Genomic DNA, 14112 nt, shown 5'->3' with positions numbered 1-14112 from the left:
CTTTGAGTTTTAAGGGCGGTTCTTTGCTGTCGCGACGGCTTCGGCCCTGAATCACGCAGATCTCGTTCTTCGGCCTCGTCATTGCACTTGCAGAATTTGCGAAGCGATCAATAAGCGCTGCAAATTGCGGGTCCTTCGAAGAGTTAGAGGTCAAGGCCCCTAAACTGCGCCCGCTGCCAAAAACCGTCATGCCTATCCAAGACGAGTTGCTTTCTGGCTGGCTTAGACGGCTTGCGACTTCCAACTACTGCGATTTCGTCGATCTCCTGGCGCACGTTGGCCTAGATTATCGGTATGCGGTTTCTCTCGATTTTGGGCTCGAAGCAGGCACGGCCGAAAAAATCGCCTTGGCCGCGAGGGTTACTCCTCAACTTGTCCAGTCCCTGACCTTTCCGGCATTGAATGATGCCGAAGCTGCGCTGACCGCGCTTTTTCCATTCCAAGCCTGTCCGAACTGTACGATGCGCAGCCTCGCACTCAAGCATTGGCGGCGAGCTTGGGCATTCGACTGTCAAATCTGTGGGGCGATGCTCACGCCGACGTTACCCAAATTGGGTAAGGCCGTCCTGCCTCAAAAATTGCTTCAACGCGCGCGGACTGGGTCGATTCTGCTTGAACAAGCGGTAATGCAGAACAGCATCCGCCAAATCCGACGGGCAATGCGGAGCGTTACTTTTACGATGGCACTAAAGAATATCCGCGGAGATCCTGTTTTGGCACTGCGGAGCTTCGATCCGGACATCCGTCTCTTCTGTCTCGCCGCGATTGCAGTAGTCCAGAAGCGTCCGCTACTCAAAGCGGCGTTGTTTGCCACTGGTATCGATGACTTCGCCACAGTCGCCTTGCTCCGGAGTTATCGAAAGGACGACCGCTTGCTCGTAACCGTCAACCGGATCGGTCGCCAGATTGAGAACCGACGTCGCGCCTCAGCATCAAATACTGTCGAACGAAGCTGATCGGCGTCTCGTATTTAAGGGCAAAAAATGGCGTCTGTCGACGAACAACGCGAAAAATCTCGGAATTAAAGGCAAAGCGACAAACGGCGCCGCAGTTTCAAGAGTGACCCAGAACCGTGGATTAGTTCGAGTTCGAACGCCGCTTCGGCGCGGAGGAGTATCGCGTCGTACTGCTCTGGGGAAGACAGTGCCCGAATTGTCTGTCGTTCTGGCGGATATAGCTGGCGAGGCCTCGCATGAGCCGATTGTCGGACATCTAACTGCCAATGTCCCGCGGCGGAGTAACTCCTTTCGCAACGGCGAGAATTGCACCGACCATTCCCCCTGTGACGATACCTGCCGAACCGCCTGCAAGGGCGGCAAGCACGCAATAGCCCAACACAGCGAGGCTGAGGCCAGGCGTCACAACCACGGCGGCAATAGCGCCCACCAGCGCGCCGATCACTCCGAAGACGATACTCATTCCGGTTACCGCATCGGCCGGGTCAACGATCAGAATGCGATGTGCTTTGGTCCCAGATGGTTGTTCCGCAGGCGTGTCCTGTCCCGTTTCAGTAGCCATGCTCGCTCCTTTGTCTCATTCCTAGAACGCAATCAACCCCGCTCGGTTTCCCTCAGCGTCAATCGGTAATGTCATCGTCGTCCAACAATATTCTTTCGGCCGCGCCATCGAGGTCTTCATATTGCTTCGACCGCATCGACCACAGAAAGGCCAGCAGGCCCGCCGCTCCCATCACGAGGGTCAAGGGGACCAACACGCTCAGAGCTGTCATGCGCGCGCCTCCACCACTTGGTGAGGCCGAGGCATTCGCTCCTGCTCTATCTGTTTCCCGCCAACAGATAGTCTGAGCGCGTTTGCTACCACGAGAATGGACGATGACGACATAGCCACGGTCGCGATGAGAGGTGTTACGAATCCGGCAAGCGCAAGCGGAAGGCTGACAATATTGTAGATCACCGCCAGCGCGAAGTTCTGCCTGACCAGTCCCATAGCCTTGTTCACCGCCTCGAGGCTCTCGTCGACCACCGACAAACTGTCGCCCAGAAACACGAAGTCGGCGGCGCTACGTCCGACGTCGCTTGCCGTTGACGGTGCCATCGAAACATGCGCAGCGCGCAACGCGGCGGCGTCGTTTATCCCGTCGCCGACCATCAGGACCTTATGGCCGCGTACCTGCAGGTCGGCGATGGCCGTCACCTTCTCGCCGGGCAGCAGACCGGCTGAAAATCCTTCGATGTTCAGGAAGTGGGCGATCCGCGCGACGGCGGGCTCGGAGTCTCCCGACAGTATCCGAACACCGATCCGCTTCGCCTGAAGGGATTTGACGAGATCAGCTGCGCCGGGACGCAGTGTTTCCCCGAACGTGAACGTCGCCAACGCCTGGCCATTCCGCGACAGACTGATGGGCGGTGGCTCCCCGTCCCCCGAAGTGAAACCCGCGCCTGCCGCCCACTCAGCCTTACCAAGTCGATAGATATCTGCGCCGATCGTGGCCTCGAGGCCGTAGCCGGCGAGCTCTCGCGTCTCGTCAAAGGCGATCAGCCCTGGACCGGAGTTCGAGTGAGCTGCCGACAATGCCATGGATATCGGGTGTCGCGACAGACGCGCCATCGACCCGGCAATGGCAAGGTGTTCCTCCGATATCTCGTCGAGGTTGAGAAGGCTGGGTTGGCCGGTCGTGAGTGTGCCTGTCTTATCGAACACGACGGTGTCGATTCCGGCCAGGCGCTCGAAGGCGGAGCCGTCGGTCGCCATTACTCCACGGTCAAACAGGCGGCGCGCGAGGACCACCTGGACCATCGGCACGGCGATCCCCAAGGCGCAAGGACACGTTATGACAAGAACGGCGATCGCAATCGTCAACGCTCTATGAATATCGCCTGTGCCGTAGAACCAGCCGATCAGGGCGAGCAGAGACAGGGAGTGGACCACAGGGGCATAAAGGGCCGCCGCGCGATCCGCCAGGCGTCGGTAGGTCGAACGACTGTTTTCTGTGGCCGCGAGCATCCTTGTCATTTCCGAGAGAAGCGAGTCCGCAGGAGCGACGGAGGCGGTCAACACGAAGGGTGCACCCTGGTTGATCGCGCCCGCCCGAACCCGGCTTCCGAGATCGATCGTCTGCCAGGCGCTTTCCCCGCTGACGAGGGAGCTGTCCACTTCTGACCGGCCCTCGACGACGATGCCATCCGTGGGAACCCTGCTGCCGACTGCCACCAGCAACCGCGATCCGGGGTGAACCTCTTTCAGGGGGACGTAACCGACCGATCCGTCGGCCTCCACGAGGTTTGCACCTTGAGGCATGATGCGCGCCAGTCCTGCTACTGCCGACTTCGCCCTTCGCCTCATCATGTGATCCAGCATACGCCCACCGAGAACTACGAACAACAGCGATGTGCTTGCTTCAAAATACGCTTGCGCCGCGTTGCCAATGGCGTCGTAGAGGCTAAGGCCGAATGACAGGAGCACGCCGGCGCTGATCGGCACATCCATGTTCATCCGGCCGTGGACCAGCGCGCGCCACGCCGAGGCGTAAAAGGCGCTGCCGGAATACACGACGGCGGGAAGAGCCAAAGCGGCAGATAGCAGGTGAAAGGCCTGCCGCGTTCCTGCGTCTGCACCGGCCCAGACAGAAACCGAAAGCAGCATGATGTTCATGGAACAGAACCCTGCGACGGCAAGGGCGCGCAACAGGTGCGAATGAACGCGATCCTCCTCCCCCATATCGGTGGTCGGCAGATGGGACGAATAGCCGACAGCCGACAGCGCGCCCGTGAGATCGGGGGGTGCCCCGCGATCTCCTTTCCAGTTCACGACAACCGTCCGAAGAGAAAGGTTGGCGCGGGCGGCCTCAACGCCGTCGACTGCCGCCAAGGCATTCTCAATCGCCCGGATGCAGGAGGCACAGTGCATTTCGGGCACGGACAGGGTGATCTGTCGAACTCCGTCTCTCAGCTCTTGGCTTGAGAACGCGACTTCCTCCGGCGAACATCCGTCAGAATGCCCGATACCTATCGCAGCAGTGCTCGAGGTGCAGCACGTCATGTCCGTCTACCGCATCTCTTTGTAAGCGTGCCACGTCGCGTGTCCGAGCCAGGGAAAAATCACGATCAATCCAATAAGCCCCGTGGCAACGCAGATCAGGAAGAGCGCCAGCACAATCGCGCCCCAAAGCAACATCGGTCTGAGGTTGTTCCACACGATCGCCATGCTCACGCCCATCGCCGTCATTGCATCCACCCTGCGGTCGAGGAGCATCGGGATCGAGAACACGCTGATGGCGAATGCGAAGCCCGCGAACAGGCTGCCGATCAGGCTGCCGACGACAAGCATCGCCCAGCCGACCGGACTGATGACAAGCATGGCCGCGACGTGGTCGAGCCCCGGAAAGGGTCGCACCCCGAAAAACAGCGCGTAGACCAGGACGGCCGCTCGCATCCACAGGAGCATGAGCATGGTGAGGACCATTCCGGTAAAGAACACCTGAGCTCCCGCGAGAGGCTGCACGGACAGCATTGACCCGAGGGTGACGCGTTGGCCGCTTTCGATACTGCGGCTCTTCAGATAGAGCCCCGCGGCGACAAGCGGCCCCACGATCATAAAGCCCGCAAGCGCCGGAAACAGGAAGTAGTCTCTCCCGGTATCGTACATGTAGACGATGAAGACCAAGGAGGCGACAAACACTGCCACACCATAGATGAGGCTCGGGACAGGCCGGGTCCAGAGATCACGCCATCCAGCCGCAAGCCAGCGGAAAGGCGCTTCGTAGGAGACGTCACGCTTGTATCGCTTGTTACGGGTCTCCTCGATGTCCGATAGCTCGGAAACCAGAACGGGCGTGTTGTCTCTAGTGGCCATCGTGATCTCCTGACATCAACATGCCGACTTGGCGGCCCGGTATGCTCCGGGTGAACCGCCCCTCTCCTTGAGATGGGGGACGCAGTCGGGCTGTGAGGAGACGGCGACGTAGACGAGATGTGCGTTCGCCAGCAGCACGAGCAGCACAGCAGCCGAGAGTATCCACAATGGCCTGACCCATCCACGACTTTTTCCCGCCGTCTCCGTCATTCAGGGCTCCTGTTGTCCGAGTGCGTTCACATAGAGCGCGAGGATTTTTATCTCGGACGGCGAAAGCCGTTCGTCCCACGTCGGCATATGCCCCTGTCTCCCTCCGTGGATGGTATCGACGATGCTCTGCAGGCTGCCGCCATACACCCACTGACCGTCAGTGAGGTTTGGTGCGCCGACATCCGGTTTTCCTTTCGCGTTCTCACCGTGACAGGCGGCGCAGGTGGTGAGGAACACTTCGCGGCCCTTGTCGATCTGGTTGACGTTCTTGGCGGTCGACGTTGTCGGATCGTTCAGGGAGATGACGTAGGCGGCGACGTCGAGAACCTGCTGACGATCGAGCATCTCGTCCCTGCCGAATGCGGGCATCTGGGCAACGCGGGTTTCGGGATGCCTGGAATTGATGCCCACCATCAGGGTCTGCTGGATTTTCTCCGGCCCGCCTCCCCAAAGCCAGTCATCGTCCGTCAGGTCGGGATAGTTGTTGCCACCCTTGCCGTCACGGCCATGACAGGCTGCGCAGTTGTCGCCGAAGAGCTGGTTACCGGTGGTCCGCACCGTCGCCATGAGCCGCTCGTCCGCCCGTATCTCGTCGTAGGACATGCTGTCGATCTTGCTCATCCACGAGGCTCTGGCGTCCGTCCCTTCACGCAAGGTCTCCTCCACGGTCGTCTTCTGGTCAATGCCGAGCAGCCCCTTCGTGTAGGTCCTGCCGAGCGGCCATGTGGGAAGTAGGAACCACCAGAGCACCGCGAATACATGCGTGACGATCAGGAACAGCAGAACGCCCCGCGGTATCGGGGTATCCAGCTCCTTGATGCCGTTCCAGATGTGGCCCGTCGTCTTGCGGCCGCTGACGGGATCGACCTCTTCTACTTCCATGGGCCATCGTCCTTGTCGAAAATTTCCCTCTCGGCGCTTTCGAACCTTTTCCTGTTCGAGGGCAGGAAGGTGTAGACGATCACGCAGATCGAAAATCCGATCAGATAAAACAGGCCCCAGCTTTTTGAGATTGCGACGACCGTGTCGTGCGTAAACTCCATCGCGTCCTCCTAATTGTTGGGGTTGGGCATCCGTTCGGGGGCCGCGGTGCTATCGTAAGCGGCTTTCGTCAGCTGTCCCAGCACCTGAAGATAGGAGACGAGCGCATCCATTTCGGTGACGTTCGTCGCCACGCCGTCGAATGCGGAAACCTGCGTTGCCGCGCCATACCGCTCCGATACGCCAGCAGACTGCTCGCTGTCCGGCACGGCCTGGCCACGGGCATCGGCAGAAGCGCTGGCGATCATCTCGTCGGTATAAGGCACGCCCACGGCGCGCTGCGCCTGGAGCATAAGAGGCAGGTTGCCGAGCTTCAGGGGCGTCGTGGCGAGCCAACGGTAAGACGGCATGTTGGATTCCGGGACGACGTCCCGCGGGTTGCTCAGATGGGCGACATGCCAGAAGTCTGAGTATTTGCCACCGATGCGGGCGAGGTCCGGTCCGGTGCGTTTCGATCCCCAGAGCATCGGGTGGTCATACTTTGACTCAACAGCAAGCGAATACGGGCCATACCGCTCCACGTCGTCACGCAACGTCCTGATCATCTGGCTGTGGCATGCGTAGCATCCTTCGCGGACGTAGATGTCACGTCCGGCGAGCTCCAGCGGCGTGTAGAGGCGCATGTCCTCCACGTTTTCGACGGTGTTGTCGATCGTAAAAAGGGGAGCTATTTCGACGATCCCGCCGACGCTGGCGGCGGCCACGATAGCCAGCATGAAGCCAGTCGCGGACCGTTCCAGTTTCCTGTGGGGCGTATCGGTCATGTGCTTACTCCGCGGCCGATGGAATTGTGGCTGGATGTTCCCCGACGGGAACATCATCACCCGCAGGAGACGGCGCGGCGTTCGGAGTCCGGACGGTCATCCAGACGTTGTACGACGCGACGATCGCGCCGATAAGGAACAGCAACCCTCCAAACGCGCGCGCGATGTAATAGGGGTACATCGCGACCAGAGTATCGACGAAGGAATAGACAAGGGCATTGTCTTCGGAATAGGTCCGCCACATCAGCCCTTGGATGATGCCGGAATTCCACATGGCGAAGACGTAGATGAGCGTACCGACGAGAGCGAGCCAGAAGTGGACCTCCACGAGTGTCGCCGAGTACATCCGTTCTCGCTTCCAGATCGACGGCACAAGTGTGTAGAGCGACCCGAACGTAATCATCGCGACCCACCCCAGCGCGCCCGCGTGAACATGCCCCACCGTCCAGTCGGTGTAGTGGGACAGGGAGTTGACGGGACGTATCGCGAGGAAGGACCCCTCGAACGTGGAAAGCCCGTAGAAAAACGCCGCCATCATGATGAAGCGCAACGTAGCGTCGTCCCGCACCTTGTGCCACGCCCCGTTGAGCGTCAGCAAGGCGTTCCCCGCCGAAGCCCAGGACGGCACTAGCAGCATCACCGAAAAGGTCATTCCGAGGTTCTGCACCCAGTGCGGCAGGGCCGTATAGTGCAGATGGTGGGAACCGGCCCACATATAGAAGAAGGTGATGCCCCAGAAGCTCAGGATCGATAGGCGGTAGGAGAAGATCGGCCGCTCCGCCCGTTTGGGTAGGTAGTAGTAGAGCATGGCCAGAAAGCCGGCCGTCAGGAAGAAGGCGACGGCGTTGTGGCCATACCACCACTGCACCATCGAATCCTGTACCCCCGCCCAGATCGTATAGCTCTTCGCCTGCGTGAATGAAATCGGTACCGCCAGGTTATTGACGATGTGCAGAATGGCGACGACGAGAATGAAGGCCATGTAGTACCAGTTGGCGACGTAGATGTGCGGCTCCTTCCGCCGCGCCAGCGTTCTCACATAGAGGACGAAATATGCCACCCAGACGACAACCAGCCAGATATCTGCGTACCACTCCGCCTCCGCGTATTCCTTCGACTGGGTGACGCCGAGAAAGTAGCCGGAAACCGCGATCAGACAGAACAGGTTGAAGCCAAGGAGAACGAACCAGGGAGAAAACTGGTCGGCGAGACGTGCGCGGGACGTCCGCTGGACGACGTGGTAGGATGTCGTGATCAGGGCATTCCCGCCGAAGCCGAAGATCACGCCAGAGGTGTGAGCGGGACGGATGCGGCCGAAACTCGCCCAGGACGTGTCGAAGTTCAGGCTCGGCCATGCAAGCTGGGCGGCAGCCCAGACGCCGATGAACATGCCGAAGATCGCCCATGCGAGGGTAAAGCCCACACCGACCTTGATCGGATCGTCATAGTACTTGCTCAACCGGGCGGGATCGGGAGCTGGACCAAACGCACTGGACATGAGCACGAACAGAAGGCCAACGCTGCACAAGAGCACCATGACGCCGTGAATGCCGAGCGGCTCCATTCCCCCCATAGCTGCCATTGCTATCCCGACAACGGCCATGAAAACCAGAACCCCTCCTGCGAGGTCCCGTTCCCCTGTCGTGAGCTGTCCCATTTCATACCCCCCATTCGAACATTCAGGCCAAGCTCCGAATACTACGGGAATTCCTGCCTTTTTACGCCATTGCCGCTCGGCTCGGCTGCGCCCACGTAGCCACAATGATGTACGCAGCCAGTTCCATGGGGTTGCGAAACCATATGGACGGGCGGCGTCCATAGTCAACGCCGCGGACGGGATTTCCTGGACGAGCGATACTACTGGGTGAAGGCGTAGGCACCGAAGCCCAGAGAAAGGCCAGCCGCAAAAATAAGAAGGCTGGTGATCGCTCTGCTCAGATGGCCCCTGTTCATCGTTGCACTGGGGATGTCGCGATCGGCGATAAGCGCGGGCGTTTTTTCAAGAGCGTCGCTGGCACCGACTTCCGGCTCGATGGGATGCGAATCAGAGAGCGGCACCGCTTGCGCAACCTGTAGAACAACTTGGTGCACGTTTTCCTCATCGAACTTGACGGTGAACGTCTGTGCACCTCCATCTCGGAGCCTCTTCAGTATCCTTTCGGCAGCTGCAATCTCGTCATCCGCCTCGACAAGGGAGGTATGATTGACCAGAAAAAAGGGCATCGGTATTTAGCTTCCTTAGAATTATCCAGCGACCGAGGTTAGCGTAGCCAGAGCACGTCTGGCTGATGAAATCTTCGGCCGACGTACCCTGGAGGCAGATTTCCCCAGGTATCGGTGTCGGACGTTGATCTGTCCGCGATGCACCCTTCCCGGACCCTCTAGTCCATGCGATGTCGAAAAAGATGGGAGGGTGTGAACTGGCCGATCCAGGGTCTCTCCACAGGTTCTCGAGCTCCCCAGGAGTCGCTGTAACGGAGATTCTCCTCGTCTTTCGAACCCTTGAAATTCGGCTTCACCAAGGTGATCCTTCGGTTGGTCGACTGAGTGGTTGCGATCACCATCGGACGTTCGAGTGTCGATCTTTGCGGGCGGCCCAGGTCGAAGGGCGGCTCGAAGGCCCTGGGGTCATTCAGGAAGTACATCGGGCGCCAGGCAATTTCATCGGTTTGTGACGTGGGAGCGCCAACGGATCCGTGCATGGGTGCCACTGCGCGAGAGTGTCCTCAGCAGCTTGCAGTTCGCAGCGGCAACGGATGGCCAGATACATAGATGATGCCGACTTCAAGTACGTGCGGTTAGCCTGGCACCATCGAGCGGGTAGCCGTTGACAACCATTGAAAATTGTCGCGAATGTATCCGGCAGCGCGCAATGCCTTGGAACCACTTGTTGTGGTCGCGCCCTAAGGCGCTTTCGTGGGTGAAAACCATCCTGCAGCCGTTTCTCCTGCGCAAGGGAACTCGTGAGGCAATTGAAGTTTGCGCCCGTTAACGTTCAAATGCCGCGACAGGGCCGACTGGTTGAGGCCTACGCAAGCGGGCAAGTGCCTTGACTGAAATCTCGCCGTCGGCAAGGGTTCGAATCACCGCGGGAGATAGCTATTTTTGCAAGTGCGGACAGGGAGTCCGCCAGTTCCCATCATCTCCGATCATCAGATTCCTCCTGCGACCGTCGATGGCAACATTAGCATATCTAAGAGCGATCATTGACATAACGAAACTTGCTTCTAGTGGGAGATTGAAGCCTGAGGAGCGCGGAACCCGTCGGTCCTCAGGATAGGGCGCTGCTGGCCAGCAAGGTGGAGAATAGCAACAGAATCGCGGAACCGGCCTTGCGAGCAACAGCGACGCGACGACTGCCAACGAGGAGAAGGCGACCGGCGAGAAGCCACAGACAGGATGTCACGGTCACGACGACGGCAATCGTTGCGATCGCTGCAGACGGCAACAAGTTCTGGGACGGCGGGATCATCGTCAGGCCAAGAACAACGCCCTTTGGATTAAGCAGCGTGGTAACCAGCAGGCGAACGTTTCCGATCAGAGACTTTTCCGAAGACTGCACAGGGGCCCAGAGGCGGAACCCCAGATAAAGCACCCAGAAAGCGGAGGCCAGCTTGACGATCCGCTCGACCGCCACATGATCGTGGAGAAGCGGGCCGGCGATACTGGCGATGCCGACGATGGTTACAAGATATCCCACGACGACTGTTCCGACACGAAGAGGTGTGCGGATCGTGCTCAGCTCAGTGGCTGAGAGAGCGAGCATCGCATTCGTGGGTCCGGGAAGCACGAGCAAGGCGAATGATGCGGAAGCGAATGCAAGATGTTCCACGGTTGTCTCCTTCGTGCCGCTACCTCGCACTCTTCTCTGTGCGTGTAATTGATTCAGATCATGTTCGGAACCGCTTGCCTTCGAGCTCGTTTCCCGAGATCGGGATGGAGGTTCGAATGCCGCCGCTGATCTCTTTCATGCTCACTCGTCTCGCCATCGGATTCGCGATAGGCGGCATCGCGGGCGCCATTGTCTGGATCAATGGCCTCTCGGAAATGTTTCCCTCGAACGTTTCGGAGCGATGGCTGGCGCAGGGCCTGTTCATCTACCTTTTCGCGAGCACGATCGGCGGGGGCTACCTGGCGACAGCTCTTTTCCAGAATGACGATTGAAAGCTTACGCGTGGTGGACCTGCATCAAAGACGTCCAATTGTCGAGGGAGCGATGATCGGCTACCTCGGGTGAGTTTCCCCGATGACCATGGCAAGTCCGAGTGATGGCCGCCCTGACAGGAGAGAAGGGGCCATCCATTTCCACGCAACGACGGCTCACATCGACTAAGGAGCTGTCGTGCATCCACCCGGTTCAGATCGGGCTGCAGTTTCACCGACAAATACCGAAAAGGACAATTTCAGTGCTCAATCTGGAACCGGATGAAGCTGCTCTAGTTGGCCGAATTCATGAAGAAATCGCGACGGAACCGTGGTTTAAACGGACCGCCGTTACGGAATGGGAGCTGTTGAAGCTCATCCTCGCCAACAGAAGACGTTGCGACGACGGTTCGCTTCGGGGCCTCTCCAAGCAGCAGGCCCGCGGACGCTTTCAATGCAGGTAGCAACAGCCTCTACACCGCTTTGCCTGCGTCCCAAACGAGACGTGGCGAAAGGACTTCTGCTTTCGGCGACGCCGCTCTGGCTGTGTGTCGGTGCAACATAACCGACTCCGCAGGCCGCCAACCCCGGAGCCAGTTCATGACATCGTTCGCCGTAACCAGAAAGATGTCCCGGTTGCCGTCGATGATCCTGGAGCGGGCGACTGCGATTTCGCAGAAGATGGCCGCGTATTGAATTAGCCTGGTCTCCGTGGCCTTCGGGGGTGACGCGACTGCCAAAAGCGCCCGCCGTGAGACGATTACGACACCCGCTCGCCCCTCACGACGGAATTCAATTCTTCCCGACCGCTCGCGTTCGTCAAGAGCAGCATGAACGACCACTGGCATCATCTCGTGTCTCCTTACCTTTGACGCGGGTGTCAGCTATTTGTCCGCCTGGGGTGACAAAGCTCATTGACTTGCGTCAACGTCCGGCGTCACTTCATGGCGGATCTGCCTTCCATGCGGCGATCGTCGCATTTAGGCGAGATTGCAACTCCTAGAGCTTGTCCTGCTGGTCCAGTTCGCCATCGGTCCGCTGGTCGTCGCGGAGGCCTCTCTTAAAGGCTCTGATACCTTGGGCGACGTCGCCCATCAATTCAGGGACTTTTCCTCGTCCGAAAAAGATCAGGATTACGACAAGTACAACGGCCCAGTGCCACGCGCTAAAACTTCCCATGGACGTCTCCCTTCATTGGACGCCGATAGACTATCCGAAGCTGATGCACTCTCGTTTGTTGCAGATCAATCGGCTGCGCGATCACGATGAAGATATTCGCGGCAAAGGCGAGATGCGTCCGCTTCTTTGCCCGTCGGTCGGAAGAGGCGGGCCGTAGCGGCTGCGCCAGACCCGCACATCTTCGGCGGTGACGTCGATCCGTCCGCAGGAAGCGACGCGGTGAAACTTTTCCAATGCGATCGTCTTGAAGAATTCGACGTGTTGAGCGAAGCGTTCCTCGGTGGCCCGAGGAGGCGATGCGACGTTTAGGATGGCCCGCCGGGTTACCTTGACGACAATTCCGCACGATGCTTTCTGACCGATCTGCAAGAAAAGGCTCCCGGTCATGCTTCCCCCGTCGAACTCGATGGACGACCACGGCTTCATGACGGGCGGTCCCGCTTGAACCAAGCGCCTCTCGGGCGGCTATCCGGCGCTGCCGCTGCATAACTTGCGATGCGGAAGGACGTTCGCGCATCCAGGAGATAGGCTTCCAAGGTTGATTGAGCTTCGCCTCCGAGAAAGACGCCCGAACTAACCAGTTCGAGAATATCTAGATGGAGGTTCTGGCGGCATGAATACGTCATCGTCCCGCCTCCGCTGCCAAGGCGGGACTTTCATCCGGCGGTCGACGGAGGTCGCGTCTGTTGAAGGTGAAAGCGCGAAGAAGTTGAGAGCCCAGACGTGCCTGCTCGGCGAGATCATCGAAGATCATCGCCGCCTCCTCCAGTTCCCCGATGTCCGTCGCAGGTCCGAGCTGATCCAACTCGCGAAGAAGTTCCAGCAGCGTCCCCGCTTTCGATCTTTGCCGAACCGCCGACGCGAAAAGCTCCCGGACGACCGCCGCGCGCTCCGCCGGCCCGAGGTTGGTCAGGACCTCGCCCACGACGGTCGAGCAGCCGCAGCCCACCTCCGGCTGCTTCGCGAACGCCTTGATCTGGCGAAGAGCCGACAAGGCTCTGTCTTTGCTGCACGGTGATTCCATCAGTCTCGTCATCGCGTGTGTCCTTGAGAGTTTTTGAGCCTCGATACCCACTCCGCACCAGCCACGGCGTAGTGGAAGCCGTTGGAAAGCGGCGCGGCCGGAAAGACGTTCCGCAAGCAGGCGGCTGCCTCGTCCGATTCGATATTTCCTCGACAGAGATCGACAAAAAGCCGGGCCACGAGCGCCATGTCGCAGTTCTGTGGAGAAAGCCTCAAAGACGAGACTCCGAGCGAAAGCATTTCGGCCGGCCCTTCGAGAAGGGCCTGGCAGGCATGCGAAACCGTCTGAACGCCATTCAACGCCAGGAACGGCTGTCCGGAGAGCGTGTTGACGGGTAGGCCATCGGGATCGTCCTGGCAGACGAACTGGCAGTTGTCCTTCATCTTGCCTTTCGAACGGGCGTGAGCGCATCTCGCCGAGATGGCAAGCGGGATCCGGCCGAAGGCGAAAAGCTCGAACTCCGGACCGGGACACGACCTCGTAATCTCCATCACCGACGCCGCCGGGATTTCAGGCGGCAGGCAGATACTCGTCGCTCCGTTGCGTGCGAGAAGCCTCGCCGTAGCGCCGTTGTAGACGTTGACGAAAGGACCGATCGAGTGTGGGCGACCTTTCAGGAGCTGGAGGGCCGAAAGATCGTTCGCCTCGACGAGGTGGGTGTCCTCTTCGGCCACCGTCCTCTGGTACTTCGATTCCCGGTCGAGCGTGGCGAGGGCGAGTGTCGAGAACCTTACGATCTTGCCGGCGTTTTCTAGCCGATCGACGACCGCGGCCATTTCGCCTTCCATGAAGTGGAGCCGCTTGGAGCAGACCGTCTCCCCAAGAACGACGACGTCGACGGGCGCCTCGTCGGCGATCCTGTAATAAAAGTCGCGCCACTTTTCAGTCGGCCAAAGGTAGAGGAGCGGCCCAAGGGTGAGGTGGAGGGGATTCATCACG

The 14112-nt window shown here is 59.5% G+C and carries 16 protein-coding genes; 2 read left to right on the top strand and 14 right to left on the bottom strand.

Annotated features, from left to right (window positions below):
- Positions 1 to 188 precede the first annotated feature (188 nt).
- Positions 189 to 956, top strand: coding sequence for a hypothetical protein (locus A7X77_RS10155; protein WP_064682826.1), 768 nt, complete (start codon positions 189 to 191; stop codon positions 954 to 956).
- A 256-nt stretch (positions 957 to 1212) separates the two neighbouring features.
- On the opposite strand, the gene A7X77_RS10150 is transcribed toward A7X77_RS10155, so the two are convergent.
- The 10 genes from A7X77_RS10150 to A7X77_RS10100 form a co-directional block, all read right to left on the bottom strand.
- Positions 1213 to 1518: a hypothetical protein gene (locus A7X77_RS10150; RefSeq protein ID WP_064682825.1), complete on the bottom strand. Its 306-nt coding sequence runs from the start codon at positions 1516 to 1518 to the stop codon at positions 1213 to 1215.
- A 58-nt stretch (positions 1519 to 1576) separates the two neighbouring features.
- On the bottom strand, positions 1577 to 1729 hold the full coding sequence (gene ccoS / locus A7X77_RS10145) for a cbb3-type cytochrome oxidase assembly protein CcoS (protein ID WP_064682824.1): 153 nt from the start codon (positions 1727 to 1729) through the stop codon (positions 1577 to 1579).
- The gene (locus A7X77_RS10140) at positions 1726 to 3999 is read right to left on the bottom strand and encodes a heavy metal translocating P-type ATPase (protein ID WP_064682823.1); all 2274 of its coding nucleotides are present in this window, start codon (positions 3997 to 3999) and stop codon (positions 1726 to 1728) included. The genes ccoS and A7X77_RS10140 overlap by 4 nt, the downstream gene beginning before the upstream one ends.
- A 6-nt stretch (positions 4000 to 4005) precedes the next feature.
- Complete coding sequence (locus tag A7X77_RS10135; protein WP_064682822.1) at positions 4006 to 4812, bottom strand: DUF2189 domain-containing protein; 807 nt, start codon at positions 4810 to 4812, stop codon at positions 4006 to 4008.
- A 210-nt stretch (positions 4813 to 5022) separates the two neighbouring features.
- Positions 5023 to 5904 (bottom strand): cytochrome-c oxidase, cbb3-type subunit III, encoded by an 882-nt coding sequence (gene ccoP / locus A7X77_RS10130; RefSeq protein ID WP_064682821.1) that lies wholly within the window; start codon positions 5902 to 5904, stop codon positions 5023 to 5025.
- On the bottom strand, positions 5895 to 6065 hold the full coding sequence (locus A7X77_RS10125; RefSeq protein WP_064682820.1) for a CcoQ/FixQ family Cbb3-type cytochrome c oxidase assembly chaperone: 171 nt from the start codon (positions 6063 to 6065) through the stop codon (positions 5895 to 5897). The genes ccoP and A7X77_RS10125 overlap by 10 nt, the downstream gene beginning before the upstream one ends.
- 9 nt (positions 6066 to 6074) lie before the next feature.
- The gene (gene ccoO, locus A7X77_RS10120) at positions 6075 to 6827 is read right to left on the bottom strand and encodes a cytochrome-c oxidase, cbb3-type subunit II (protein WP_064682819.1); all 753 of its coding nucleotides are present in this window, start codon (positions 6825 to 6827) and stop codon (positions 6075 to 6077) included.
- Positions 6828 to 6831: 4 nt separating this feature from the next.
- Positions 6832 to 8484: a cytochrome-c oxidase, cbb3-type subunit I gene (gene ccoN / locus A7X77_RS10115; RefSeq protein ID WP_064682818.1), complete on the bottom strand. Its 1653-nt coding sequence runs from the start codon at positions 8482 to 8484 to the stop codon at positions 6832 to 6834.
- 200 nt (positions 8485 to 8684) lie between these two features.
- The gene (locus A7X77_RS10110; RefSeq protein ID WP_064682817.1) at positions 8685 to 9050 is read right to left on the bottom strand and encodes a hypothetical protein; all 366 of its coding nucleotides are present in this window, start codon (positions 9048 to 9050) and stop codon (positions 8685 to 8687) included.
- 1048 nt (positions 9051 to 10098) lie between these two features.
- Positions 10099 to 10659, bottom strand: a complete 561-nt coding sequence (locus A7X77_RS10100; RefSeq protein WP_064682815.1) for a hypothetical protein — start codon at positions 10657 to 10659, stop codon at positions 10099 to 10101.
- A 116-nt stretch (positions 10660 to 10775) separates the two neighbouring features.
- On the opposite strand from A7X77_RS10100, the gene A7X77_RS10095 reads away from it, so the two are divergent.
- Positions 10776 to 10991, top strand: a complete 216-nt coding sequence (locus tag A7X77_RS10095) for a hypothetical protein (RefSeq protein WP_064682814.1) — start codon at positions 10776 to 10778, stop codon at positions 10989 to 10991.
- A gap of 978 nt (positions 10992 to 11969) precedes the next feature.
- Here the strand turns inward: A7X77_RS10095 and A7X77_RS10080 are convergent.
- The 4 genes from A7X77_RS10080 to ubiV form a co-directional block, all read right to left on the bottom strand.
- Entirely contained in the window at positions 11970 to 12149 is a 180-nt protein-coding gene (locus tag A7X77_RS10080) for a twin-arginine translocase TatA/TatE family subunit (protein WP_064682811.1), read from the bottom strand.
- An 81-nt stretch (positions 12150 to 12230) separates the two neighbouring features.
- On the bottom strand, positions 12231 to 12575 hold the full coding sequence (locus A7X77_RS10075; RefSeq protein ID WP_064682810.1) for a hypothetical protein: 345 nt from the start codon (positions 12573 to 12575) through the stop codon (positions 12231 to 12233).
- Positions 12576 to 12771: 196 nt separating this feature from the next.
- The gene (locus tag A7X77_RS10070; protein ID WP_064682809.1) at positions 12772 to 13185 is read right to left on the bottom strand and encodes a hypothetical protein; all 414 of its coding nucleotides are present in this window, start codon (positions 13183 to 13185) and stop codon (positions 12772 to 12774) included.
- The gene (gene ubiV / locus A7X77_RS10065) at positions 13182 to 14108 is read right to left on the bottom strand and encodes a ubiquinone anaerobic biosynthesis protein UbiV (protein ID WP_064682808.1); all 927 of its coding nucleotides are present in this window, start codon (positions 14106 to 14108) and stop codon (positions 13182 to 13184) included. Before ubiV ends, A7X77_RS10070 begins: the two co-directional genes overlap by 4 nt.
- Positions 14109 to 14112 lie beyond the last annotated feature (4 nt).

It is taken from the genome of Rhizobium bangladeshense (genome assembly GCF_001662075.1).
Taxonomy (GTDB): Bacteria; Pseudomonadota; Alphaproteobacteria; order Rhizobiales; family Rhizobiaceae; genus Rhizobium; species Rhizobium bangladeshense_B.
This window is presented reverse-complemented; position numbering and strand designations above follow the sequence as displayed.

What these genes read in the sequence shown, in the direction of transcription:
- A7X77_RS10155 (WP_064682826.1), top strand. Translation starts at nt 189, where the DNA reads ATGCCTATCCAAGACGAGTTGCTTTCTGGCTGGCTTAGACGGCTTGCG.
- A7X77_RS10150 (WP_064682825.1), bottom strand. Translation starts at nt 1,518, where the DNA reads ATGGCTACTGAAACGGGACAGGACACGCCTGCGGAACAACCATCTGGG.
- ccoS (WP_064682824.1), bottom strand. Translation starts at nt 1,729, where the DNA reads ATGACAGCTCTGAGCGTGTTGGTCCCCTTGACCCTCGTGATGGGAGCG.
- A7X77_RS10140 (WP_064682823.1), bottom strand. Translation starts at nt 3,999, where the DNA reads ATGACGTGCTGCACCTCGAGCACTGCTGCGATAGGTATCGGGCATTCT.
- A7X77_RS10135 (WP_064682822.1), bottom strand. Translation starts at nt 4,812, where the DNA reads ATGGCCACTAGAGACAACACGCCCGTTCTGGTTTCCGAGCTATCGGAC.
- ccoP (WP_064682821.1), bottom strand. Translation starts at nt 5,904, where the DNA reads ATGGAAGTAGAAGAGGTCGATCCCGTCAGCGGCCGCAAGACGACGGGC.
- A7X77_RS10125 (WP_064682820.1), bottom strand. Translation starts at nt 6,065, where the DNA reads ATGGAGTTTACGCACGACACGGTCGTCGCAATCTCAAAAAGCTGGGGC.
- ccoO (WP_064682819.1), bottom strand. Translation starts at nt 6,827, where the DNA reads ATGACCGATACGCCCCACAGGAAACTGGAACGGTCCGCGACTGGCTTC.
- ccoN (WP_064682818.1), bottom strand. Translation starts at nt 8,484, where the DNA reads ATGGGACAGCTCACGACAGGGGAACGGGACCTCGCAGGAGGGGTTCTG.
- A7X77_RS10110 (WP_064682817.1), bottom strand. Translation starts at nt 9,050, where the DNA reads ATGCCCTTTTTTCTGGTCAATCATACCTCCCTTGTCGAGGCGGATGAC.
- A7X77_RS10095 (WP_064682814.1), top strand. Translation starts at nt 10,776, where the DNA reads ATGCCGCCGCTGATCTCTTTCATGCTCACTCGTCTCGCCATCGGATTC.
- A7X77_RS10080 (WP_064682811.1), bottom strand. Translation starts at nt 12,149, where the DNA reads ATGGGAAGTTTTAGCGCGTGGCACTGGGCCGTTGTACTTGTCGTAATC.
- A7X77_RS10075 (WP_064682810.1), bottom strand. Translation starts at nt 12,575, where the DNA reads ATGAAGCCGTGGTCGTCCATCGAGTTCGACGGGGGAAGCATGACCGGG.
- A7X77_RS10070 (WP_064682809.1), bottom strand. Translation starts at nt 13,185, where the DNA reads ATGACGAGACTGATGGAATCACCGTGCAGCAAAGACAGAGCCTTGTCG.
- ubiV (WP_064682808.1), bottom strand. Translation starts at nt 14,108, where the DNA reads ATGAATCCCCTCCACCTCACCCTTGGGCCGCTCCTCTACCTTTGGCCG.